This window comes from Blastomonas sp. (assembly GCF_041747255.1).
Lineage (GTDB): Bacteria > Pseudomonadota > Alphaproteobacteria > Sphingomonadales > Sphingomonadaceae > Blastomonas.
This window is the reverse complement of sequence record NZ_JBGTFM010000220.1, coordinates 1-4,123: the sequence shown is the minus strand read 5'-3', so window position 1 is coordinate 4,123 and position 4,123 is coordinate 1. Positions and strand designations below refer to the sequence as shown.

The window sequence follows — 4,123 nt, the reverse complement described above, 5'->3', positions numbered from 1 at the left end:
CAAACCCAGCGCCAAGGCAGAGGCTGAATGGTCGCTCGACACATATGTCAGCGCCGCTGCACCCCCCACCATCATTTTTGCCGCCGCCGATGATCCGATCACGCCGCCGGGCCATAGCGTCCTGTTGTTCGAAAAACTGATTGCTGCCGGGGCAAGCGCGGAGCTCCACATGTTTCGCGACGGCGGCCATGGCTGGGGATTGGGCAAGCCCGGTCAGGTGATCAGCCAGTGGCCTGCGCTGTTCGCGCGATGGGCCGCATCGCTTGAAATAACTAAAAAAGAGGGAGGATGATAATGTCGACGAAATTCTTTAGCCGGCTGGCTCTGATGTGCAGCGGCAGTGTTATAGCTGTCACCGCTGTCCACGCGCAGGAAGCCGCGCCGCCCGAATCGCCGCAGCAGCCCGAACGAGAGATCGTCGTCACCGGCTCGCAGATTCAGGGCGCCAAGATCAATGACGTGCTGCCTGTGACCGTTGTCGACGAGATCGATATCGCCAATGTCGCAGCGACATCGGGGGACGAACTGTTTCGCGCGATCCCACAGGCTGGCGGGGTGGCCTTTAACGAACAGAACGATGTCACCTCGAACAACGCGCGCGGCGATGCGGCCTCGATCAACCTGCGCGATCTGGGCACCGGCAACACGCTGCTGCTGATCAACGGACGGCGCATGGTGCTCAACCCGGGTTTCCAGACCGAATTGCTGGTGCCGGTGGTCAGCCCCGACACCAACGAAATCGCCCCGGGCAGCGTGCGCCGGATTGAGGTGCTGCGCGACGGCGCATCGGCGATCTACGGCGCTGACGCAGTGGCGGGCGTGGTCAACACCGTGCTGCGCGGCAACCGCAAGGGCGGCTTTCTTGAAAGCGAATGGCGCGGGTCGGATGGCACCAGCCTTTACAGCGCCCAGATCAACGGCGGCTATGGCTTCGATTTTGCCGATGGGCGTGCCAATCTCACCGTCTATGGCGGATATTTCCATGAAAACGGCCTGCCATCCTCGGCCCGTGCCTATTCAGCAGATGATGACAAGCGCGCACTGCTGGTCGGCACCCCGTTCGAAGACGACACGCAGTTCAACAATCGCAACACGTTCGGGCCCTTCGGCCAGTTCGATATCCAGGCGCCCGTCAACGCAACGCCGATCCGCGACGATGACTTCTTTCTTCAGCCATCGACCTTTCCCGGTTGCCGCCTTCAGTTCGGCAACGGGCTGTGCGCCCGCAACGGCATCACTCCGGATGTTGCCGTGCGCTATAACCGCGCCTTCGGCACCACGCTGATCAGCGAAAAGACCCGCTACAACGCAGCCCTGCTGTTCAACTACCAGTTCAGCGATAGCGTCGAGGGTTATTTCGAAGGCACTTATTACCGCTCGGAAAGCAGCCGCAACATCACCCCGGCGGCGAACCTCAGCGCCGTGCCGGTGGGGATTTCGCGCAATGCCCACTGGAACCCCTTCGGGCCGGTGACCTTCCCGGGCGGTGCCCCCAACCCCAACCGCCTGCCGGGTACGACGATCTCGGCCAGTGGCGCGGACATCATCATGGAGCGATACCGCTTCGTCGATGTTGGTAACCGCACTGTCGATGTCGACAAGGATTCCTATCGTCTCGTCGCCGGGCTGCGCGGCAATTTCGGAGCGTGGGACTTTGACACCGGCTTTGTCTATTCCGAGGCCAAGACCATCGACCTTGAAGGCAATCGAGTTTCGTTGACGCTGTTCCAGCAGTCCGTCAACCGCTCGACGCCCGATGCCTATAACCCGTTCAACGGCGGCTGCGTCACCGGCGATCCGGGCGAAGGCGATTGCACCCCCAATCCGCAAAATGCGATCGATCCGTTTGTGATCGACGTGTTCCGCAAGGGCGGCACCACCCTAGCGCTGGCGGATTTCAAGGTCAGCAACAACAACCTGTTCAGCCTGCCCGGCGGCGATGTCGGCGTGGCTGCAGGGATCGAGTGGCGGCGCGAAACCTTCTTCGACGATCGCGACCCACGGCTGGATGGCACCATCACCTGGACCGACAGCGTCACCGGCGTGTTTGATGGAAGCGATGTCGCCGGCACCAGTGCATCGCCCGACACCAGCGGCGCGCGCGAGGTCTATTCGGCTTTCGTCGAAGCGCTCGTCCCTCTGGTGAGCGAGGACATGGACATTCCGCTGGTCCACTCGCTCAACCTGCAGCTGGCCGGACGGATGGAGCATTTCAAGGATATTGACGAAACCGCGATTGTCCCGCGCGCTGCCGCATCATGGACGGTGGTACCCGGCATCACCTTGCGCGGCGCATGGTCGCAAGGCTTCCGCGCGCCGAATCTGGTGCAGGTCAACGATGAGGGCACCACCCGCTCAAACACCCGCGACGATTTCGTAATCTGTCAGGCGCAGGTGGAAAAGGGGATCATTGCAGGGCTTGGCGTGTGTCCAGGAGAGGGCGTGATCAGCTTCCGTTCGGGTACTGACCAGCTGCAGCCCGAAGACAGCGAGAGCGTCAACCTTGGCATCGTCCTGGAGCCCCGGTTCATTCCGGGCCTGACGCTGACGGCGGATTACTGGCGCGTGAAGCAGACCGGGCTTGTCGGTACCTTCGGCGATGACAACGCGATTGCGCTCGATCTGCTGCTCCGCCTCACTGGCAGCAGCAACCCGAACGTGATCCGCGCCGCGCCGACGCAGGAACAGACCGATCTGTTCGCGGGCACCCGCCTTGCTGCAGCGGGCGAGATCATCCAGGTTCTCGATCCCTATCTAAACCTTGATAGCCGCGTCTCGAAGGGCTGGGATTTCGGACTGGCCTATAACGTTCCCGATTTCGGCCTGGGCCAGTTCCGCCTGCGCTTCAACGCCGCGCGGCTGGAAAGCTTTGTCCAGTCCGCCGGGCCCGACGGTCAGACGCTGCTCGACGGTATCGCAGATGGCGCGCTGCCGCCCGAAGTGGTGGTTGGTGGGCTGGGCCAGTTGCTCGAAATCGATGGTCGGCCCAAGTGGCGCTTCAGCGGCTCGGTCAATTGGGGCAGAGGGCCGGTCGATGTGTCGCTTTTCGCAAGCTACGTTGGCGAGGTCTGGAACACCAGCGTCAGCCGCGATGTGCCGATCGTGTCGGATGATCCGAACGCCAATTTCTTCCGGGTCGATGATTTCCTGACGGTCAACTTCGCCGTCGCCTACACCATCGAAAATGACACCGCGCTCGATGGCACCCGGCTGCGCTTTGGGATCAACAACGTGTTCGATGAGGATCCGCCGCTGGCCGACGAAACCTATGGCTTCTTGAGCGCGCTCCATTCGCCGCGCGGGCGCGTGTTCCGGGTTGAACTGCGCAAGGCGTTCTGATCAGGCCGGCCCATGGGAATGCGCATTCGACACCTTTGGGCCGGGCTGGCGTTGACGCTGGGGGCATGCGCATATGCGCCGCCCCCGGCGCCTGTTTCTGAACCAGTCGCATCTGCCACTGAATGCCGTAGTGCCGCTGCGATGATCGCCTTTGATTTCGACGGGGCCTCCGCTTCAAGCTGCGCAATCACCGGCGCACGGAACTTCACTGTGCTGGTGACGCCCGAGCACGCCCCTCCGATCAATCCCAGCCCGTGGTATGCTTTCCGCTATGAAAGCAAAGCTGGCGCGCCGATTTCGGTTACGTTGCGCTATCTGGTCGGGCGGCATCGCTATGCCCCCAAATTATATGCTGGCAGCGGATGGTCCGAAGTGCCGATCGTTCTTCACGATGATGGCGCGGCAGCGACCATGCAGTTGCCGCCCGGCAAGGCGACAGTGTCGGCACAGGAACTGGTCACCACAGCCGATCATCACGCCGACCTGCGACGCTGGCGCAATGCGGCTGGAGCGCGGCTGCTGACGCTTGGCCAATCGCATGACGGGCGGCCAATCGAGGCCGTCCGGCTGGGGCACGCAGATGCGCCGCGGTTGGTCATCCTGCTCGGTCGCCAGCATCCCCCCGAGGTGACCGGCGCGATCGCGATGCAGGCATTCGTCGATGAACTGGTGGCAATCTTGGGGCGCGAACCGGCGCTTGGCGTGGACACACAATTCGTGATCGTGCCACTGCTCAATCCCGATGGGGTGGCTCGCGGGCATTGGCGTGCCAATCGCGGCGCGA

At 62.7% G+C, this 4,123-nt stretch carries 3 protein-coding genes; all 3 read left to right on the top strand.

The features are described from left to right. A partial coding sequence (locus ACEW8G_RS07880) for an alpha/beta hydrolase (protein WP_373487880.1) occupies positions 1-292 on the top strand: 292 nt, incomplete at its 5' end. A gap of 2 nt (positions 293-294) precedes the next feature. Next, positions 295-3,339, top strand: coding sequence for a TonB-dependent receptor domain-containing protein (locus tag ACEW8G_RS07875; RefSeq protein ID WP_373487879.1), 3,045 nt, complete (start codon positions 295-297; stop codon positions 3,337-3,339). Between the two features lie 141 nt (positions 3,340-3,480). Next, on the top strand, positions 3,481-4,123 hold a 643-nt coding region (locus ACEW8G_RS07870; protein WP_373487878.1), incomplete at its 3' end, for a M14 family zinc carboxypeptidase.